The organism is Wujia chipingensis (genome assembly GCF_014337155.1).
Taxonomy (GTDB): Bacteria; Bacillota; Clostridia; order Lachnospirales; family Lachnospiraceae; genus Coprococcus_C; species Coprococcus_C hominis.
In genome coordinates this window covers 2,673,065-2,692,312 of sequence record NZ_CP060632.1, presented here as the reverse complement: position 1 = coordinate 2,692,312, position 19,248 = coordinate 2,673,065, and the positions used below count along the sequence as shown (strand labels likewise).

17 protein-coding genes and 1 tRNA gene are annotated in these 19,248 nt (G+C 45.7%); 16 read left to right on the top strand and 2 right to left on the bottom strand.

Annotation, left to right across the window (positions count from 1 at the left end; genetic code table 11):
- Positions 1 to 167 precede the first annotated feature (167 nt).
- The 6 genes from H9Q76_RS12560 (at position 168) to H9Q76_RS12535 (ending at position 7,793) form a co-directional block, all read left to right on the top strand.
- A complete protein-coding gene (locus H9Q76_RS12560) occupies positions 168 to 521 on the top strand; it encodes a helix-turn-helix domain-containing protein (protein ID WP_021985928.1) in 354 nt (117 codons plus the stop codon).
- Between the two features lie 60 nt (positions 522 to 581).
- The gene (locus H9Q76_RS12555) at positions 582 to 881 is read left to right on the top strand and encodes a Dabb family protein (RefSeq protein ID WP_021985929.1); all 300 of its coding nucleotides are present in this window, start codon (positions 582 to 584) and stop codon (positions 879 to 881) included.
- 268 nt (positions 882 to 1,149) lie between these two features.
- Positions 1,150 to 3,141 (top strand): excinuclease ABC subunit UvrB, encoded by a 1,992-nt coding sequence (uvrB, locus tag H9Q76_RS12550; protein WP_021985930.1) that lies wholly within the window; start codon positions 1,150 to 1,152, stop codon positions 3,139 to 3,141.
- 58 nt (positions 3,142 to 3,199) lie between these two features.
- A complete protein-coding gene (locus tag H9Q76_RS12545; protein WP_118545443.1) occupies positions 3,200 to 3,520 on the top strand; it encodes a hypothetical protein in 321 nt (106 codons plus the stop codon).
- Positions 3,521 to 3,547: 27 nt separating this feature from the next.
- Positions 3,548 to 6,382, top strand: a complete 2,835-nt coding sequence (gene uvrA, locus H9Q76_RS12540) for an excinuclease ABC subunit UvrA (RefSeq protein ID WP_118670993.1) — start codon at positions 3,548 to 3,550, stop codon at positions 6,380 to 6,382.
- Between the two features lie 421 nt (positions 6,383 to 6,803).
- On the top strand, positions 6,804 to 7,793 hold the full coding sequence (locus H9Q76_RS12535) for an aldo/keto reductase (RefSeq protein ID WP_117780027.1): 990 nt from the start codon (positions 6,804 to 6,806) through the stop codon (positions 7,791 to 7,793).
- A gap of 51 nt (positions 7,794 to 7,844) precedes the next feature.
- Here H9Q76_RS12535 and H9Q76_RS12530 read toward each other — a convergent pair whose 3' ends face one another.
- Positions 7,845 to 9,230 carry an MATE family efflux transporter gene (locus tag H9Q76_RS12530; protein ID WP_118734728.1) on the bottom strand — a complete coding sequence of 462 codons (1,386 nt, stop codon included), beginning with the start codon at positions 9,228 to 9,230 and terminating at the stop codon, positions 7,845 to 7,847.
- Positions 9,231 to 9,497: 267 nt separating this feature from the next.
- On the opposite strand from H9Q76_RS12530, the gene H9Q76_RS12525 reads away from it, so the two are divergent.
- The gene (locus H9Q76_RS12525) at positions 9,498 to 10,283 is read left to right on the top strand and encodes a Uma2 family endonuclease (protein ID WP_021985936.1); all 786 of its coding nucleotides are present in this window, start codon (positions 9,498 to 9,500) and stop codon (positions 10,281 to 10,283) included.
- Between the two features lie 161 nt (positions 10,284 to 10,444).
- On the opposite strand, the gene H9Q76_RS12520 is transcribed toward H9Q76_RS12525, so the two are convergent.
- Positions 10,445 to 11,086: a hypothetical protein gene (locus tag H9Q76_RS12520; protein ID WP_021985937.1), complete on the bottom strand. Its 642-nt coding sequence runs from the start codon at positions 11,084 to 11,086 to the stop codon at positions 10,445 to 10,447.
- Between the two features lie 443 nt (positions 11,087 to 11,529).
- Here H9Q76_RS12520 and spoIIID point away from each other — a divergent pair, with 443 nt between their 5' ends.
- The 9 genes from spoIIID to H9Q76_RS12470 all read left to right on the top strand — a co-directional run bounded on the left by spoIIID (position 11,530) and on the right by H9Q76_RS12470 (position 19,233).
- The gene (spoIIID, locus tag H9Q76_RS12515) at positions 11,530 to 11,784 is read left to right on the top strand and encodes a sporulation transcriptional regulator SpoIIID (RefSeq protein WP_021985938.1); all 255 of its coding nucleotides are present in this window, start codon (positions 11,530 to 11,532) and stop codon (positions 11,782 to 11,784) included.
- Positions 11,785 to 11,872: 88 nt separating this feature from the next.
- Positions 11,873 to 12,649 carry a PocR ligand-binding domain-containing protein gene (locus H9Q76_RS13810; RefSeq protein ID WP_207738807.1) on the top strand — a complete coding sequence of 259 codons (777 nt, stop codon included), beginning with the start codon at positions 11,873 to 11,875 and terminating at the stop codon, positions 12,647 to 12,649.
- Between the two features lie 167 nt (positions 12,650 to 12,816).
- On the top strand, positions 12,817 to 13,200 hold the full coding sequence (locus H9Q76_RS12500; RefSeq protein WP_181985556.1) for a DUF3783 domain-containing protein: 384 nt from the start codon (positions 12,817 to 12,819) through the stop codon (positions 13,198 to 13,200).
- A complete protein-coding gene (locus H9Q76_RS12495) occupies positions 13,197 to 14,264 on the top strand; it encodes a metallophosphoesterase family protein (protein ID WP_249321250.1) in 1,068 nt (355 codons plus the stop codon). Before H9Q76_RS12500 ends, H9Q76_RS12495 begins: the two co-directional genes overlap by 4 nt.
- 2 nt (positions 14,265 to 14,266) lie before the next feature.
- Positions 14,267 to 15,952 carry an ATP-binding protein gene (locus tag H9Q76_RS12490; protein WP_249321249.1) on the top strand — a complete coding sequence of 562 codons (1,686 nt, stop codon included), beginning with the start codon at positions 14,267 to 14,269 and terminating at the stop codon, positions 15,950 to 15,952.
- A 58-nt stretch (positions 15,953 to 16,010) separates the two neighbouring features.
- A tRNA-Thr gene (locus H9Q76_RS12485) sits at positions 16,011 to 16,083 on the top strand.
- 148 nt (positions 16,084 to 16,231) lie between these two features.
- Entirely contained in the window at positions 16,232 to 17,629 is a 1,398-nt protein-coding gene (locus tag H9Q76_RS12480) for a hypothetical protein (protein WP_249321248.1), read from the top strand.
- The gene (locus H9Q76_RS12475) at positions 17,622 to 18,284 is read left to right on the top strand and encodes a DUF6320 domain-containing protein (RefSeq protein ID WP_118374362.1); all 663 of its coding nucleotides are present in this window, start codon (positions 17,622 to 17,624) and stop codon (positions 18,282 to 18,284) included. Before H9Q76_RS12480 ends, H9Q76_RS12475 begins: the two co-directional genes overlap by 8 nt.
- 25 nt (positions 18,285 to 18,309) lie before the next feature.
- Positions 18,310 to 19,233, top strand: coding sequence for an alpha/beta hydrolase (locus H9Q76_RS12470; protein WP_117780032.1), 924 nt, complete (start codon positions 18,310 to 18,312; stop codon positions 19,231 to 19,233).
- Positions 19,234 to 19,248: the final 15 nt, after the last annotated feature.

Genomic DNA, 19,248 nt, shown 5'->3' with positions numbered 1-19,248 from the left:
TGGTGCTAATGTCGTTAAAACTATATCTTGCATGGGGATGCCTGACGCTTGTCGTTATGATTTTAGGTATTTTGATATATATGATGCTTCAGGAACGAAAGCGGGGAAAGAAGTCCTGAGTAGTTTGCCAATATATATAGACACAGTGGAAAACGAGGTGTAAAAACATGCAGGATCGTGCTTTTTATGAGCGCATAGGAGCAAAATTTCAGAGTGAACGGGAACGGCAGAAGATAACCAGAGAGCATATGGCGGAGCAGATCAACATTTCATCCAAATTCCTGTATGAGATTGAGAGCGGAAGAAAAGGTTTCTCGTGTGAGATATTTCGGAATATGTGTAAATATCTGCATGTAAATGCAGATTATATTCTGGAGGAAGATGATGTCGCCAGCAGTCAGATGCGGATTGAGACGATGACACGTGATTTCTCCATAGAGGAAATGAATTATCTTGTGAAAATGATCGAGGGAATCCGGGAGATGCGCAAGGCATACGAGCAGAATGATAAAATTGGTTGACAGCCGGGACATCCTGTGCTATTTCTTATACAGATAAGAGATACGATCAAGGAGGCAATTATGGTTAAACATATTATTTTGTGGACATTGAAGGAGACAGATGCGGACAAGAAGGCAGAGATTCTTGCCAATATGAAGGAGCATCTGGAAGGCTTGGCAGGTAAGGTGCCTGGACTTCTTGAGGTGCATGTAAGAACGAATCCACTTGCGTCTTCGAATGCGGAGGTAATGTTGGATACGACATTGGAGAATGAGGAAATGCTGAAGGGATACCAGAAGCATCCGGCGCATGTAGAAGTTGCAAATACGTATGTGCGTCCATATACAGATGTGCGTATGTGCATGGATTACGAAGTGTAACGAATAAAAAGAATGGAAAACGCAGAGGATAACGGGAGTGCAGGGCATTTCCGTTATTTTTATGTGTGTGGAAGTCAATAGTATGGAGATCGGAGTGCATTTTATCGGGAAAGAACATTTGTTCTATACAAATAAAAGAAGATGTGGTAGAATGATATGTGTTATAAACAGTTAGGATAAATTCTAAGAAAGCCACGCGCTTTCGGCAGTGGGTAACAAAAACATTAAAAGAAAATGATTCAAGCACAGTAAAAGGAGAGAATTTATCATGGATCATTTTGAATTAGTATCGGAATATGCACCGACCGGAGATCAGCCGGAGGCGATCGAAGGACTGGTAAAGGGCTTTCAGGAAGGAAAGAAATGCCAGACACTGCTCGGTGTCACAGGTTCCGGAAAGACATTTACGATGGCGAATGTCATCGCCCAATTAAATAAACCGACGATCATCATATCGCACAACAAGACATTGGCGGCACAGCTTTACAGTGAGTTTAAGGCGTTCTTTCCGCACAATGCGGTGGAGTATTTTGTATCGTATTACGATTATTACCAGCCTGAGGCATATGTGCCGTCGACGGACACGTATATTGCGAAGGATTCTGCCATCAATGATGAGATCGATAAGATGCGGCACAGCGCGACATCAGCCCTGATCGAACGGAAGGATGTAGTCGTCGTATCTTCCGTATCCTGCATCTATGGTTTGGGTGATCCGGAAGAATATAAGAACATGATGCTCTCGCTCCGCCCGGGTATGGAGAAGGACCGGGATGAACTGATCCGGCAGTTGATTGATATTCAGTACACACGGAATGAGATGGATTTCACGCGAGGAACTTTCCGTGTGAAGGGCGATATCGTAGATATCCTTCCGGTATCGACGTTTGAGGATGGTATCCGGATTGAGTTTTTCGGCGACGAGATTGACCGGATCGTGGAGTTTGATCCATTGACCGGTGAGATCAAGCGTGCACTTTCCTTTGCCTGTATCTTCCCGGCATCGCACTATGTTGTTGCGCCGGAGAAGATGAAGCATGCAATCGTGGAGATAGAAGAGGAACTAAAGCAGCAGGTGGCATATTTCAAGGAGAATGACAAGCTGCTGGAAGCACAGCGTATCCGTGAGCGGACAGAGTTCGATATGGAGATGCTGCAGGAGACAGGATTTTGTTCGGGCATCGAGAATTATTCCCGGATACTGGCGGGTATGAAACCGGGTGCCACACCGAACACACTGCTCAATTTCTTCGATGGCGATTATCTGATTATCGTGGATGAGTCGCATATCACATTGCCACAGGTACGAGGCATGTATGCGGGTGACCGTTCCAGAAAGACGACATTGGTTGATTATGGATTCCGTCTGCCGTCAGCGCTGGATAACCGTCCGCTGAATTTTCAGGAGTTTGAATCCAAGATCGATAAGATCTTATATGTATCTGCGACACCGTCCGATTATGAGAAGGAACACGAGGAGAACCGCGTCGAGCAGATCATTCGCCCGACCGGTTTGTTAGACCCGGAAGTAGAAGTACGACCGATCGAAGGACAGGTGGATGATCTCGTATCAGAAGTCAACAAAGAGGTTGCAAAGGGCAATAAGATATTAGTTACGACACTGACGAAGCGTATGGCAGAGGATCTGACCGACTATATGAAGCAGCTTGATATCAAGGTCAAATATTTGCATTCCGATATTGATACGCTGGAACGTCTGGAGATCGTACGTGATCTTCGAATGGGTGTATTCGATGTATTGGTCGGAATCAACCTGCTCCGTGAGGGACTTGATATCCCGGAAATCACACTGGTTGCGATTCTGGATGCGGACAAGGAAGGATTTTTACGATCAGAAACATCACTCGTGCAGACGATTGGACGTGCTGCGCGTAACGTGGATGGACATGTGATCATGTATGCCGATACAATCACGGATTCGATGCGGCATGCAATCGACGAGACGAACCGCAGGCGGAAGATTCAGGACGCCTACAACAAGGAACATGGCATTACACCGCAGAGTATCAAGAAGGATATCCGCGATCTGATCAGTCTGGATACGGGTGAGAGCGTGACAGCGAAGAAGGAACGCGAGAAAGATCCGGAATCCATGACGAAGAAGGAATTGAACGCCGAGATTGCACGTCTGACGAAGAAGATGAACAAGGCGGCGATGGAGCTTAACTTCGAGGAGGCAGCCGTGCTTCGTGATGAGTTGAAAGAATTAAAGATTGCCTTGCGGGATTATGATGATTAGTTTACAATTATTTTAGTTATACTAAGTCTTAAATAAAATGAATAAGGAGGAGCTTGCGATGGAAAGAGATGAATTGATTGAGGAGATCTCAAGAAGAAAAGGAATTGCGATGGAAGAGGTTGCAGAAATCTTAGATGAGGAGGATGCAATCTGCCTCGAAGAGGAAGAAAAATTTGTACAGCAGATGAAGAAAAAGAAGAGAAGAAAGAAGATGTGCATGCTTGGAACAATCACAATATTCCTTGCAGGTGCAGTGTGTGCACTTTTTGTCCTTGACAAGAAGGAGAAGATCAATATGTCAGATTTAGAGGACATGGTGAAAGATAACGTGAAGAAATATACAGACAAGTATATGGATAAGATTAAGAAATTTAGCTAGACAAAGGAGTAAGCGGAAACAGACGTCATGAGTGAACATAAGTATATCACCATCAAAGGTGCAAGAGAGCATAATTTAAAGAACATTGACATTAAGATTCCGCGTGATCAGTTTGTAGTATTGACAGGACTTTCCGGTTCCGGTAAGTCCTCTCTTGCTTTTGATACGATCTATGCGGAAGGGCAGCGGAAATACATGGAGTCTCTGTCGTCCTATGCACGGCAGTTCTTAGGACTTGCGGACAAGCCGGATATTGACTCGATTGAGGGACTTTCTCCGTCCATTTCCATCGATCAGAAATCAACGAACCGGAACCCGCGTTCCACGGTTGGAACGGTGACGGAGATCTACGATTATCTGCGTCTGCTGTACGCGCGTATAGGAATCCCGCATTGCCCGAAGTGTGGCAAAGAGATTGCCAGACAGACCGTCGATCAGATGGTCGATGAGATTATGGAGCTGCCTGCGGGTACGAAATTCCAGTTGCTTGCGCCTGTTGTGCGTGGACGGAAGGGCGAGCATGTCAAGCTGCTGCAGCAGGCAAAGAAAAGCGGTTATGTGCGCGTGATCGTGGATGACAGTATGTATGATCTGTCGGAAGAGATCAAGCTTGATAAGAACAAGAAGCATAATATCGATATTGTTGTGGACCGACTCGCAGTCAAAGAAGGCATTGAAAGCCGTCTGACGGATTCCATTGAGACTGTCCTGAAGCTGGCAGAAGGCTTGGTGAAGGTTGATGTGATCGGCGGAGAAACGATGTTATTTTCGGATAGCTTTTCCTGCCCGGATTGTGGCATCAGCATCGAGGAGATCGAGCCGCGAAGCTTCTCGTTCAACAACCCATTTGGCGCATGTCCTTGCTGTACGGGACTTGGATTCAAGACAGAATTTGATATTGACCTGATTATTCCGGATGACAGTCTGACTCTGAATGAGGGTGCAATCGCCGTACCGGGCTGGCAGTCGAGTGGTGATAAGAAGAGTTATGCACATGCATGCCTCGAAGCACTCGCAGAAGAATACAAATTCTCTCTGGATGTGCCGTTTAAGGATCTGCCGGAAGAGGCAAAGCATGTGATCCTATACGGAACTGAAGGCGAGAAAATCTATGTACACTATAAGAGTGCGTATAACGGAAAAGATGCATTCTATGCAAATTACGAAGGACTGCTTCGGAATCTGCAGCGCCGGTACAGAGAGACGACTGCAGAATCGGTCAAGCAGGACTATGAGACCTATATGACTGTGACACCATGTGAGGTGTGTCATGGTAAGAGATTGAAGCCGGAGTCGCTGGCAGTTACGATCGGTGGAAAGAACATTGCGGATGTCACAGATCTGTCTGTGGTAGCCTTGCATGATTTTATCTCGAAATTAGAGCTTACCGACCGGCAGAAGATGATCGGCGCACAGGTGTTAAAAGAGATTCAGGCGAGACTTGGATTCATGATCAATGTTGGTCTGGATTACCTGACATTATCGCGTGCGACAGGAACCTTGTCCGGTGGAGAAGCGCAGCGTATCCGTCTGGCAACCCAGATCGGTTCCGGTCTGGTTGGGGTTGCGTATATTCTGGATGAGCCAAGTATCGGACTGCATCAGCGAGACAACGATAAGCTGATTGCGGCACTGAAGCGTTTGCGGGATCTGGGAAATACATTGCTTGTGGTAGAGCATGACGAGGATACGATGCTTGCGGCAGATCACGTCATTGATATCGGACCGGGCGCAGGTGCGAACGGCGGTGAAGTCGTGGCTCAGGGAACCGCAGAGGAGATCATGCAGTGTCCGGAGTCTATCACGGGTGCCTACTTAAGCGGCAGAATCAAGATTCCGGTACCGGAAGAGCGGAGAACGCCAACCGGATATATCGAGGTACTTGGCGCCAGACAGAACAATTTGAAGAATATTGATGTGAAGTTCCCACTTGGCGTGATGACCTGCGTGACAGGTGTATCAGGCTCTGGAAAGAGTTCCCTCGTCAATGAAATCTTATATAAGCATCTTGCTAGAACGCTGAACCGCGCGAAGGTAAAACCGGGCAAGCATGACGATATCACAGGACTTGACCAGTTGGACAAGATTATCAACATTGACCAGTCTCCAATCGGCAGAAGCCCACGTTCGAACCCGGCGACTTATACGGGTGTCTTTGATCTGATCCGTGACTTGTTTGCGAATACAAAGGATGCAAAGGCAATGGGTTACACAAAAGGACGATTCTCATTCAACGTTGCCGGTGGCCGATGTGAGGCGTGCCGTGGTGATGGTATCATCAAGATTGAGATGCATTTCTTAGCAGATGTATATGTACCATGTGAGGTCTGCCATGGAAAGCGGTACAACCGGGAGACATTGGAAGTGAAATACAAAGGCAAGAGTATCTACGATGTACTTGATATGACAGTCGATGAAGCGTGCGAGTTCTTCGCGCATGTGCCATCTGTCCTGCGCAAGATTTCGACCTTACAGGAGGTTGGACTTGGCTATATCAAGCTTGGTCAGCCATCGACGACATTATCCGGTGGAGAAGCACAGCGAATCAAGCTTGCGACAGAGCTTTCACGCCGCAGCACAGGCAGGACGATCTATGTCTTAGATGAGCCGACAACGGGACTTCATTTTGCGGATGTACATCGTCTGGTCGATATTCTGCGTCGGTTGTGTGAGGGTGGAAATACGGTTGTAGTTATTGAGCACAACTTAGATGTCATTAAAACCGCCGATTATATCATTGATATCGGACCGGAAGGCGGCGAAGGCGGAGGAACAGTTGTTGCAACCGGAACGCCGGAAGAGATTGCCAAGTGCAAGAAGAGTTATACGGGGCAGTATCTCAAGAAATATTTGAAGAAGTAAAAGTTGAGGCTGTAAGAATACTCCAAGAATTCGTTCAGGGTAAAATTTTAAAGGAAAATCGTAAGAAATTATATTCTTTTCGATTTTCCTTTTGTTTATAATAATTGCGAAGCAGACGAGGTTTTTATAGATATATTCTGACACTGGCTTCGTGTAATATGTGATATATTGAAGCTAAGAGATGCTAAATGTTCTGTTGAAAACATCGAAAACGTACGCAAACGCCGCCAATTCGCCATCCGTGGCTCAGTGGCGGCTTGTTTGAACATCGTGTTCAAACATTGCTGATAACTTACAGAACATTAAGAATCTCTAAGCTTCAAACATATTCATATAACACGAAGCCAGTGTCGGAATATATCATATACATGGGACTTTCTGCTTCGCAAAAAATTAGTTGGGTATACGAGGAGGGTACAACATGTATATTGCAAAAGAAACAAGATATGACAATATGAAGTACAATTACTGTGGCGCAAGTGGCTTGAAGCTTCCTGCGGTATCGCTTGGGCTTTGGCACAACTTTGGTTCGAACGGAAATTTTGATACGATGATGGATATGTGCGAGACAGCCTTTGATAACGGTATCACACATTTCGATCTGGCGAATAATTATGGCCCATATGATGGCGCTGCTGAGGAGAATTTTGGCAAGATCTTAGATAAGAGTCTGCGTCCATATCGGGACGAGATGATCATCTCTACGAAGGCCGGATATACGATGTGGCCGGGCCCTTACGGCGACTGGGGCAGCAAGAAATATCTGGTAGCAAGCCTCGATCAGAGCCTGAAGCGGATGGGACTTGACTATGTGGATATCTTCTATCACCACAGACCGGATCCGAATACCCCGCTGGAAGAGACTGCCTGCGCTTTGGATGGCATTGTACGAAGCGGAAAAGCGTTGTATGTCGGAATCTCCAACTACAATAAAGAGCAGACAATCGAGATTGCAAAGCTTTTCAAGGAGATGAAAACGCCATTTATTATCAACCAGAGACGGTACAATATGTTTGACCGTGAGATGGAAGAGGATGGATTAAAAGATTACGCAGCCGCAAACGGCATCGGTATCATCACATTCTGTCCATTGGCACAGGGTTTACTTACAAATCGTTACTTAAATGGTATCCCGGAGGATAGCCGTATCCGTACCGATGGCAGATTCCTGAAGGAGACTGCTATCAATGAGGAGACGATTGCAAAGGTTCGTGCACTCAACGTGATTGCAGAAAACCGTGGTCAGACATTGGCAGAGATGGCACTTGCATGGATTCTGCGTGATAACGACATTACAAGTGTGTTGATTGGTGCATCCAGACCATCCCAGATCTTAGACAACATCGGCATGCTCGCAAATATGACATTTACACAGGAAGAACGCGAGAAGATCGATCGGATTACAAAATAAAAAACAAGCCGTGCATGGGTTGTAGAAATACCCATGCACGGCTTTTGTAATTTATACAGTTTGTTGTGAATTCAGCCGCGACAGCTCGCGCAATTCCTTGATCGTAAATACACCACAGACCACAGCGGCTGCGACATCTGCAATCGGGCCAGCATACATGACACCGTCGATTCCCATGAAGATCGGGAAGATCACGATGAGCGGCAGCAGGAAGAGAATCTGTCTCGTCAGTGACATGAAAATACCAAGCTGCGATTTGCCGATGGAATTGAAGAAATTCGCAGTTACAGGCTGGATGCCGTTGATTAAGGTGAAGAACATATAAATCCGGAAATACCGTTCGGAGAACTGATAGTACAGCTCACTTCCTTCTCCGAAGACACGGATGATCTGTCTTGGGAAAAGCTGGAAACATGCAAATGCAATCAGCGACAGGAAGGTTGCGGTAGCAAGTGCCAGAAGATATGTTTTCTTCACACGGTTGTATTTCTTTGCACCGTAATTAAATCCGATGACCGGCTGGATGCCCTGTGAGATACCGATGACGAACGACATGAAGATCATGTTGACCTTTGTGATAATACCGGCACAGGCAAGTGGAATATTACTTCCATAGACGGATGATGCACCGTAATGTGACAGGACGTTGTTCATCACGATCTGCACGACAGTCATAGCAATCTGGTTGAAACACGCACTGGCACCAAGGCGCATGATGTTTGCAAAATTATTTCCACGGATGCGGAAACACCGTCTGCGCAACCGGATAGTCTTGAAATGAAACATGTATCGCAAACTGATGCAGAAGGATACAATCTGTCCAAGAATCGTTGCAAGTGCGGCACCACGCATTCCCATGTCCAATGTAAAGATGAAGATTGGATCAAGAATCGTATTTACAATGGCACCGATCAGCATGGAAATCATTGAATAACGCGGACTTCCGTCGGCGAGGATCAGCTTGCTCATACCAGTGTTTGCAATCAGAAATGGAAATCCAATCGCAACAATGCGGGTATATTCCTGTGCATACGGCAGAACTTCCGCTGTTGCTCCGAAGAATTTCAGCATGGGTGTAAGCAGGATCGAGGTAAATGCGAATAATGCAAGGCCGAAGATCGTCATCAGGCAGATACCACAACCAGCGTAATTGGCAGCTTCTTCCTCCTCTTTTGCGCCAAGCTTCAGGGAGACATTGGTCGCACTTCCGATTCCGAGCAACAGGGAAATTGCTGTACATGTCGTAGACAGTGGAAAGGTAATGTTTGTCGCTGCATTTCCGTTGATTCCAATCCCCTGCCCGATGAAGATCTGGTCGACAATGTTATAAAGGGCAGTTACCAGCATCGAAATGATGCATGGAATTGCGAATTTGACAAGTAATTTGGATTCTTTCTGTGTGCCAAGTGGATTGGCAGATTTTATGTTCTCATTCATATTTTTCACCATTTTTCTGTAGTATGTCCATTTATTCATTATTAAACTATCACTATCCGAGAAAAAATGTCAATTATAAGTTGCATTTTTAGTAGAAACGAGTTCTTAACTGAATAAAAACGGATACTTAACGGATGTAACATAGAATAAAAAAATCAAATATTTGGATATAAAAAGGGTAAAAAACGGTTGATTTATACATAGAAGAGTATTATACTAAATATAAAGGTATCGGTAATGAAAGAATTTTTCAAAGGAGTGATGCATATGACAATCGAAGAAATGAAAGAAAAGAAGCGGGAACATGGGTACACGTATAACATGATGTCGCAGATGTCGGGAGTTCCGCTTGGAACCGTGCAGAAGATTTTTACGGGTGAGACGAAATCGCCGCGCTATGATACGCTTGAGGCATTGGCACGTATCTTTGAAAATGGCGACCGTGATTACCTGTATGCGGATATGGTAGAGGATTCCGGAACAGCATACGCGGCAAAGGTTCAGGGACAGTATACGCTGGATGATTATTATGCGCTGCCGGAGGATCGCCGGGTAGAGCTGATTGATGGCTGTATCTATGATATGGCGGCACCTTCGACGATTCACCAGTTGATTGCAGGGGAAGTTCACAGGCAGATATCAAATTTTATTCTGGAGCATGATGGACCGTGCATGCCGTTTATCTCGCCGGTGGATGTACAGCTTGACTGTGATGATAAGACGATGCTGCAGCCGGACGTCGTCATTTTGTGCGACATTGACCGGATGAAGGTGCGTTGCATATATGGTGCGCCGGACTTTGTGCTGGAGGTAATCTCAAAATCCACCCGGCTTCGCGACTATGGAAAGAAGCTTTCCAAATACATGGATGCCGGTGTGAAGGAATACTGGATTGTGGACCCATACCAGAAGCGCATTATGGTGTATGAGTTCAACAAGGAAATCTTCCCTGTGATTTATGGAATTGATGCGGATATCCCGGTCAGTCTGTATGATGGCAGGTTAACGATCAATTTGGCGGCGTTAATAAAGAAGATTGAGAAACTGTTGTAATGAAAAAGTAGTAGTTATTCGAATAGAGGTTAAAGATTCTGTGTAATAACATGCAATAAAATATCCTGTTGGAAGCGTTGACAAAGCTTGAGGCAAATGTTTGTTGAACGATACACTATTTTTGGAGGGGTGTTCAACCAAAGTGAGTGCTTTTCATCCATTTAACATTTTTCGTCATCAGCCAGTTCAAACATATCACCATGCAATTCATAATGAACATATTGGTATCTATCAGCCATATATTCTGTACCAATTTCAAATGCCTGTAAAAAATTCTCATCACGCATTAATAACTGTACAAAAACAGGAAAATTGAACAAAATAAATGTAAGCATATATCTATGTGACGCGCTCATATTTGATGCCTGTTCATCAATCCATTCAGACAAACCATTCAAATACGTAATACATGTTTGAATCAAATCAAGCCATTGCATATATACATTCTGACTAAAATTCTGAAATGTTACTGTATAAACACGGTCAGCCATCTTTTCATTAACAGGCTTTGCCTTTAATTTTTCTAAAGCCGATTCTTTCCCAGTTGCTACAAAATGATACATTACATCATATACATTCTTTGTAAAATCTTCTCTGGATAAGAAAGCACCATAAATATATGGTAACTGCACCTGCAGCCAACGTTCAAAACCTTTTGAACAAATATAATCGCCATCATTTTCCACCAATGCAAAACTGGCATCTAATAACACAAACGTTTCTTCGTCTAGTGTCAAGACATCGCCAAACAATGCACGTAAACACACCATATAGGCATCTTTATAATCCTTATAATTAGACATAAGTTATCGCTCCTTTCCTGATACTAAATCATTATGTTGAACGATACACTATTTTTGGAGGGGTGTTCAACCTATTACATCTAGTAGCGACAAACCATCATATATACAATATGTAGTCATTTGTTCCTTGCTTATATTAAATTATAACATAATATGACAGTTGCTACCAACTGTTTTTTCTTGATAATCAGTTTCGCCGGACACCATATAAATATTTTGATATTGTTTTTCGGTAAGACGTAGAAGCCTGGCGATTCCTGTTTTAGGTGCGAATTGTTCAATACACCGGTAGTGTTTTTCTGAGTTTTGTATACTTTGCTGCAAGTGCTTCAATGTAGTCAACATTGTCAAGATTTATCTGAGAAATATAGGGAGCTATCGGTATCATATTACCGTAACCATCTTCATACACTGTACAAACAGTCAAACAGAGGTTTGTATAGTTGAGAGATTACATTGAAGAACGGGCACTTGAAATTGGTGAATACATCATTGAGGAGGGGGCAACGGTCAGACAGGCTGCGCGGAAGTTCGGTATTTCGAAGTCAACCGTACATAAAGACGTCACGGAACGCTTAGAGCAGATCAACCTGCGTCTTGCACACGAGGCAAGGAAGGTGTTAGATGTCAACAAGTCCGAGCGTCATATCCGGGGTGGACTTGCGACGAAAGAAAAATATGCACATATGGAACATTGATTAAGATTGTAAAAAACCACCAAAAATGATATACTAATTTGTATAATATTACGAAATGGCGAAGCCATGAGAGATGGGGTGGAAGTATATGATTCGTATCGAAGATTTTTGTGACATGAAGAAGTTTGAGGACATCATGAAGAACTGGGCGATGAGTACCGGACTTGCAACAGTGGCTGTTGGGGCAGATGGAAAGTACATCAGTGAGTGCTACAACTTTACAGAGTTTTGTATTGATCTGACTCGTGGAAGTGCAGAAGGACGCAGACGCTGCGAGAAGTGTGACCGGGAAGGAAAGGGCGTGTATTCCTGCCATGCAGGACTCGTGGATTTTGGAATACCGATTACCCTAGATGATGGAACGGTGCTGGGAAGTGTAATTGGCGGACAGGTGCTGCCGGAGCATCCGGATGATGATGCATTCCGGAAGACTGCGGGAGAGCTTGGTATCGATGCAGAGGCCTATGTTCGGGCATTGCACAAGGTGAATGTTAAGACAAGGGAAGAAATCGAGGCAGCAGCGACGCTGCTTGGCGATGTGATTAATATGTTTGTGCGCGCATCTTATACTTCTGCAGTGAATAAGCGTTTGCTGGATAAACTGCAGACGGGGATCCAGGAGTGCGTGGAATACATTGATGATGCAAGTGAGAAGACACAGAAAATCGAGGAATTTAGCGGCCGTCAGAGAATTCTTGCTTTAAATGCCGCGATAGAAGCGGCACGTGCAGGGGAAGCTGGGCGTGGTTTTACAGTAGTTGCATCGGAAGTGCAGAAGCTGGCAGATGGTATGAGCCAGGCAAGTTCCCAGATTGTGGACTCGTTGCGGAAACTTTCAAAGAACATTCATGAGTTAAATGAATAAAGGAAAATCCATGGGTGATGGATCGAATTAAGAAGGGCTGTTCGCGAAAAGGGTGGACAGTCCTTTCTTTTGTGAAACTCTCGTGAATTTCTGGAAAAGCTTGATTTCAATGTACCGATGCGATAAAATAATCAGAAGTATGTAATGTGGGAATGGAGGCGGATGCGATGCCAACGATACTTTTATACAGTGTTCCAGCGGAACAGCACAGACAATTAGAAGCACTTGGCATGCGTCTTGGATATTCCTGCAAGAAGATTGCGCGCAAGCGCTTTTTACAGCCAATCGGCTGTCATGCCGGATTGCCGGGATTTGAACAGAACGGGGATTGGTACGAAGGAAAAGATCTGCCTGATCCGATGATATTATTTTCAGAGTTTTCGGATGGGTTGTTGAATCGTTTTCTTGCGGCATGTAAAGAAGATGGCATGCCGCAGATCGATTATCGGGCAGTTGTGACAGAACATAACATTCACTGGAATGTGTTGGATTTATATCAGGAACTGGTGCAGGAACATGAGAGCCTGCATGGAGGCAAGGTAACACTATGAAATTCATACATATAGCAGACGTCAATCTGGGTGCGCAGCCAGACCGCGGAAGAATCTGGAGTGATGTGCGGGCAAAGGAGATTTATAGTACCTTTCACCGTGTGATTGAGGTATGCGAAGAACAGAAAATTGAATTGCTTTTGATTGCGGGAAATCTGTTTTACACAAAGCCGACGGAACAGGATTTGAAGGAACTGGATTTCCAGCTTCGGAAGATTCCAAATACAAAGACGGTAATTATTGCTGGCGATCAGGACTATATTGATCCGGGTTCCGCATGGGAGACATATACATTTGAGAGTAATACGATCGTGATGCCACGGGATCAGGCGGCAAGCGTGTATTTTGAGGATCTGAATGTCTGTGTCAGCGGATACAGCTATGGACATGCGACGTACACTGGACGGATTCTGGAACGCATGCGACCGGGTAAGCCGGATGCATACAATATTCTGCTTGGACATGGCGGAGACATGGAACATATGCCATTTTCGAAAGAACATGTCGCGAAGCTGGGGTTCCAGTATGTGGCACTTGGACATATGCACAAGCCGGCACATATATTGAAAAATCATATGGCATTTGCCGGAACACTGGAGCCACTTTCTTATACAGAGACTGGAAAGCACGGCTATATTTTAGGCGAGGTGTCAACTTCAGGTGAGGCGACGATCACATTTGTGCCATTTGCATGCAGAAAATATGTGAATATGGCGATGGATATCAATTCGACCTATACAAATGGAGATATCTGCAATCTTGTAGAAGGAAAGATGCAGGAGCTGGGGGCGGATAACATTTACCGGATTTTGCTGCGTGGACGTGCCGCTCAGAATATGGAGATCAACTTAAGCGAACTGACACGCCGCTATTGCATCAACGAAGTGATCGATAAGACAGAATGCGACTACGACATGGACGAGCTGCACGTGTCGAATCATGACAATCTGCTTGGCAGACTGATAGACGAACTGACAGACGATAAAAAAGGCGGCGATAAGGCGATTCGGGATAAGGCATTGCATTATTGTATGGAAGCCCTGCTTGGAGCAGGAGAGAAATAACGATGTATTTCAGTAAATTATTATTAAAAGATTTTGGAAAATTTCATAACCGCGAGATCAATTTGAAGCCGGGTGTGAATGTTGTGTATGGCACGCGAAATGCGGGCAAGAGTACGGTCGCGGATTTTGAATATGCAACGCTGTACGGTATCGGTACATTTCCAGAGACGGAGGACGATGATCTGGCGCATCATAAGCCGATGGATGAACACGGCTTTTCTGGAAAGGCATATGTGATAAAGGATGGAGACGAGTATCTGGTGGAGCGCAGCTTCCGCAAGCACAATATGACGACGCAGGTCTTAAATGTGAAGAATGGTCGTGTTGGCAAGCTCAAGCACAAGAACAGCTTGTATGAGTCGCTGACAGGTGTAGACAAAAAGACATATAGTGATGCACTCTATATTCGTCAGCAAAAAGATACAGAAAATGAAGCAGAAGAACTCAATACATTTGTTACCAATCTGGCAACCACCGGTTCTTCCAATCTGGATAAAAGACGGGCGCTGGCAATCCTGCGCGACCAGAAAAATGCACTGGATGTGACGGAGACGGAGCAGCAGATTGCAGAGCTGAAAGAAGAACTGAAACAATACGATGGTGACGAAGAAGCGCTGAAGGAAGTCCGTAAGAAGATTGCGGACAATGATGAGGAGTTTGCAATCGAGACGGCGAAGCGGAAACGCGAAGCCAGACGGTTAATTGATACAGAAAAAGGCACGAAGTATGAGGAAGACGATGAGTTAAACGAGCATCTGGATTCCTTGCAGGAAAACAGTGTGTTTCTGGATGCCGATTTGCTGAAGGATTATAAGGCACCGAAGAAGCTGACAGATCGTTGGTGGATGATTGCCTTGACGGGATTGCTAGTCATTGGTGTAATTGCCGCACTTGTATATATCCTTCCATTTGATGATGGTGTGCGGCAGCTCTTTGTTGTGTGTACAGCATTGTTTGTAGTTATGACGATCGTGGACGGCTTGCACAGAAAAGGCGCGCTGGATGGAGAAAATCAGGCACCTTCGGAGGAAGAATTCAAGAAGATCGTCTATGAACTGGAACGTAAAAATGAGGCGTATGAGGATGTCGAGATCGACATGAGTTTCGCGCGGAAATATATGGATCTTAAGGAAGATCTGCGGGCAACGGAGGCAGAGATTCTGGAGCGAAAGAAGCAGAAAGCACAGATGGAGGATGAAATCCGTGTGTGCGAAGGCAGAAAACAGGCAATTGAACGAGAGATTTATGCGACGACGCTTGCTATCAATACGATTCAGGAGCTTTCCAGAAGCTATGTAGAAGAGTGGAATTATATTATCAATGATCACATGACGGATATTATGCAGCGCGTGACAGGTGGATTGTATGAGGACGCGAAGATTGATGAAAAGCTTCGACTGGTGATTAAGAAAAATGGCGCATTTACGGATATTACACAGATTGATGCGACGGATTTACCATTGGTGCGGATGGCAGTGAGGGTAGGAATTGCAACACGGTTATGCAAAGAGCATATGCCAGTTGTGATCGACGGCTTGCCGCAGATGAACAATACGCAGATGCAGGGATTTTTTGCGAGTATAGAGGAGATTCCATCCGAGCAGATTTTGATTCTGACGGATGATAAACAGTTGGTGTCAAAAATAAAGGATACAAAGTCAACTTATGCTTTGACAAATCTGAGTTAGTGTGGTAGAGTATCACATGCAGCTGGGATTTCTATGCGAATAGAAAGATGGTTGTCATGCTACTGTGGCTCAGTTGGTAGAGCGATTCACTCGTAATGAATAGGTCGTCGGTTCGAATCCGATCAGTAGCTTGGAGATATGCGGGTTGACGATATGTCAGCCCGCTTTTTTCTTAGTGTAAGTTCTGCGAGCGGGAATGTATGAAATTGTATAGATTTATGCAGGATATGGATACAAAATGACGCATGCAGGTACATGATGAAGTTGGGACTGAATAAAATGAGTAAGAAAAGACAGAAAACGACAAATAAAAAAACAGCGCAGAATACGCAGAAAAAATCGGACACAAAGCCGGAAGTGAAACCGACGGATTCGAAGATGAAATCTGTAAAGAGACAGCCAAAACGAATCCGTGAAGCGCGATTTGACAAGCTGGATAATACCGCGAATCTCTTCCCGGTGATTGCCAGCCGCAAATCAAGCAATGTCTACCGGATCGCGGCAACACTGACCGAGGAGATCCAGCCGGAGAAATTGCAGCAGGCGCTCGACATGGTGCTTCCGTATTTTGATGTCATGCATGTGCGTATGAAGACGGGTGTATTCTGGTATTATTTCGAGGATAATCCGAACCAGGCGCCGCGTGTGATGCAGGAGGACATGGGACCTTGCCAGTATATCAATCCGCTGTTAAACCGGGAGTATCTCTTCCGTGTGTTATATTATGAACGAAGAATCAGTCTGGAAGTCTTTCATGCATTGACCGATGGCAATGGTGCGCTGATGTTCTTAAAAGAACTCGTGTACCAGTATCTGCGTCTGGTGCATCCGGAGATCGGAAATAGCGAGCGGATGGAGCTGCATGAGGAGACGACCGTCGACCGGGAGGACAGCTATCTGAAGCATTATAAGCGTCCGGCGAAGAAGAGCTATAAGACGGAGAAGGCGCTTGTGATCCGTGGGGAAATGTTCCCGCGGGAATATTTCGGAATCATGCACGGCTATCTGCATCTGCCGGATGTCAAGCGCGTGGCGAAGCAGTATGGAGTGACTGTCAATCAGTATCTGCTCGGTGTATTTGCATGGTCGGTATATAAGGGCTATATGCACAGTATCCCACACCGGCGTCCGCTTGCGGTATGCGTGCCGGTAAATCTGCGTCCATATTATGGTTCTGCAACAACGAAGAATTTCTTCGCTGTCGTGTCGGCAATGTTCCGGGCGGAGCGGGAAGATTATACATTTGAAGAAGTGCTGGCACAGGTGGCAGAGAGCCTGAAAAGCCAGATCACGAAGGAACACCTAGAAGAGATCATGGCATACAATGTGTCAAACGAGAAGAACAAGGCATTGCGTGCAACGCCGCTCTTTATCAAGAATATTGCGATGAAGATTATCTATCAGATGTCTGCAAAGGCGAACTCCGGCTGTGTGACGAACCTTGGTCTGGTGAAGCTTGCAAGCCCGTACGACGCGTATGTGGAGTCGCTGTATGCAACCTTGTCCATGTCGAAGAATCAGAACCTGAAGGCAGCGGTTGTGTCGTATAAGGATACGCTGGTGTTCACATTCAGCTCGGCAGTGCGGGAAGTCGATGTGCAGAAGGTATTCTTCCGCAAGCTTGCAGAAGATGGAATTGATGTCTCGGTAGAGACGAATGGAGTGTATTATGAGTAAATGTAATCGCTGTAATATAAAAGTGAAGGATGACAGCCTGATCTGCCCACTTTGCAAGGGCGCGCTGTCGGAGACAGAGCATGTGCAGCCGGTCTATCCGGACATGTTCCCGAAGCAGCAGCGGATGCGCCTGGCAATCCGCATCGTGACGTTCTGTGTGGTTGTCGGTGTGGTCGTGCTTGGTATCGTGAATTATATGACCTATCATGGCGTCCGCTGGTCACTGGTAAGCCTTGCAGGAATTGCGTATCTGTACTTTACATTTACGTTTACTGCACAGCCATTGGCAGATGAACAGCAGAAAATCATATTTCAGGGAGTAATCAGTGCGGCACTTGTGCTTGCGGTCGATTTTTCTCTTGGCTATGAAGGCTGGTCCGTCAATATCGGAATTCCGGTTGTCGTGATTGCGACGAATATTACGATCTTCGTATTCATGATGGTGCGACGCCGTGACTGGCGAAGCTATATTATGCCGCAGCTCGAACTGACGTTGCTCGCAGCCGTTGAGTTGTTGTTAGTCAGCCTGGAAGTTGTCACATGGAAGCTTCTGACACTGGTTGCAGTATTTACCGTACTCGTCCAGCTCTTCGGAATCTTCATGATTGGCGGGCGAAGCACCACGCTCGAACTAAATCGCCGCTTCCGTGTGTAGTATCATTATCAAAAGAGAGGTATGTATGAAGGAGAACGACAAGACAAGTCACCGCGCAGAACTGATGCGTGATATCGTAGCCATGGTCAACCAGAACCCGGTTTTAAAGCAGGCATGGCAGAGAAAAAAGGAAAAATCTATTCAGAACACAGAATTTGAATACCCGGAGCACCTTTCCGTAGAACATATCGACATGGGACTGTTCAAGATGGAATATCTGACATGGAACGGATCAGAAAATCCATATGTGATATTGCAGCTTCATGGCGGCGGGTATATGTCCGGGCTGCAGGGACAGTACCGGAAGATGGCAGGGCTTTACGCCGAGATCAGCAGTGGAGCGGCAGTGCTTTCTGTGGATTACCGGCTGGCACCAGAGTACCCATTTCCGGCGGCATTAGAAGATGCGGTTGCCGCATATAAATGGCTGCGCGATAAAGGCTATGAATCCGATCGAATCATCGTAGTCGGCGATTCGGCGGGCGGCGGTCTGGCGATGGCACTCTGCATGGAACTGCGCACAAATGGCGAGCCGATGCCGGCGGGATTAGTTGCGATGTCGCCGTGGACCGATCTGGCAATCACGGGAGAATCGTACACGAAGAACCGGGAGATCGATCCGGTCTTTGGTGCAGATGGCGGTGGAGAGATGCTGTTGCACAGCCCTTATATCGGGGAAAATGATGCGAAGAACCCTTTGATTTCACCCATGTACGGAAACTTTACCGGATTTCCGCCGATGCTGATTCAGGTCGGGACACACGAGATGCTGTATGATGATGCGGTATCGGTTGCGAAGAAGGCAAAGGAACAAGGAGTTCCGGTACGATTCACAGTATATGAAGGTATGTTTCATGTGTTTCAGATGAGCGGCACGGTGATACCGGAGTCAAAGCGCGCATGGGAAGAGGTTGGCGCATTTATGCATAAAGTAATGGGACAGTGGTAAAATTGTGGAGGTAGA

What these genes read in the sequence shown, in the direction of transcription:
- H9Q76_RS12530 (WP_118734728.1), bottom strand. Translation starts at nt 9,230, where the DNA reads ATGAATGAGAACATAAAATCTGCCAATCCACTTGGCACACAGAAAGAA.
- H9Q76_RS12525 (WP_021985936.1), top strand. Translation starts at nt 9,498, where the DNA reads ATGACAATCGAAGAAATGAAAGAAAAGAAGCGGGAACATGGGTACACG.
- H9Q76_RS12475 (WP_118374362.1), top strand. Translation starts at nt 17,622, where the DNA reads ATGAGTAAATGTAATCGCTGTAATATAAAAGTGAAGGATGACAGCCTG.
- H9Q76_RS12535 (WP_117780027.1), top strand. Translation starts at nt 6,804, where the DNA reads ATGTATATTGCAAAAGAAACAAGATATGACAATATGAAGTACAATTAC.
- H9Q76_RS12555 (WP_021985929.1), top strand. Translation starts at nt 582, where the DNA reads ATGGTTAAACATATTATTTTGTGGACATTGAAGGAGACAGATGCGGAC.
- H9Q76_RS12560 (WP_021985928.1), top strand. Translation starts at nt 168, where the DNA reads ATGCAGGATCGTGCTTTTTATGAGCGCATAGGAGCAAAATTTCAGAGT.
- H9Q76_RS13810 (WP_207738807.1), top strand. Translation starts at nt 11,873, where the DNA reads ATGATTCGTATCGAAGATTTTTGTGACATGAAGAAGTTTGAGGACATC.
- H9Q76_RS12500 (WP_181985556.1), top strand. Translation starts at nt 12,817, where the DNA reads ATGCCAACGATACTTTTATACAGTGTTCCAGCGGAACAGCACAGACAA.
- H9Q76_RS12480 (WP_249321248.1), top strand. Translation starts at nt 16,232, where the DNA reads ATGAGTAAGAAAAGACAGAAAACGACAAATAAAAAAACAGCGCAGAAT.
- H9Q76_RS12495 (WP_249321250.1), top strand. Translation starts at nt 13,197, where the DNA reads ATGAAATTCATACATATAGCAGACGTCAATCTGGGTGCGCAGCCAGAC.
- H9Q76_RS12470 (WP_117780032.1), top strand. Translation starts at nt 18,310, where the DNA reads ATGAAGGAGAACGACAAGACAAGTCACCGCGCAGAACTGATGCGTGAT.
- H9Q76_RS12490 (WP_249321249.1), top strand. Translation starts at nt 14,267, where the DNA reads ATGTATTTCAGTAAATTATTATTAAAAGATTTTGGAAAATTTCATAAC.
- H9Q76_RS12520 (WP_021985937.1), bottom strand. Translation starts at nt 11,086, where the DNA reads ATGTCTAATTATAAGGATTATAAAGATGCCTATATGGTGTGTTTACGT.
- uvrB (WP_021985930.1), top strand. Translation starts at nt 1,150, where the DNA reads ATGGATCATTTTGAATTAGTATCGGAATATGCACCGACCGGAGATCAG.
- H9Q76_RS12545 (WP_118545443.1), top strand. Translation starts at nt 3,200, where the DNA reads ATGGAAAGAGATGAATTGATTGAGGAGATCTCAAGAAGAAAAGGAATT.
- uvrA (WP_118670993.1), top strand. Translation starts at nt 3,548, where the DNA reads ATGAGTGAACATAAGTATATCACCATCAAAGGTGCAAGAGAGCATAAT.